Origin of the sequence: Curtobacterium sp. MMLR14_002 (assembly GCF_001864975.1) — a bacterium.
Lineage (GTDB): Bacteria > Actinomycetota > Actinomycetes > Actinomycetales > Microbacteriaceae > Curtobacterium > Curtobacterium flaccumfaciens.
Genome location: NZ_MJGT01000032.1, coordinates 1 through 277 on the forward strand (window position 1 = coordinate 1; position 277 = coordinate 277).

1 pseudogene is annotated in these 277 nt (G+C 67.1%); it reads left to right on the forward strand.

Annotated elements, in window-relative coordinates:
* Window positions 1–277: pseudogene (locus BIU91_RS18775) on the forward strand (LytR family transcriptional regulator); the annotation flags it as partial.

Sequence of the window (277 nt, forward strand, 5' to 3'; positions counted from 1 at the left end):
CACATGACGCTCTCTGACACCCTCACCGACGCCCCGACCCTCGCGCGTCTCGCGCTCGCGGTGAACACCGTCGGGCTGTCGAACATGGTCTTCGTTCAGTACCCGGTGACCGACGACCCCGATGACACCAACCGTGTCATCGTTGCGGACTACCCCGCAGGGCTGCTCAACACCGCGCTCCAAACAAACGAGCCCGTCGTCCTCGCAGCCGACAGCCTCGGCCGCTCCGCCGTCCACGACCCCAACGCGCCGACGCCCACAGCACCAACGACGACAC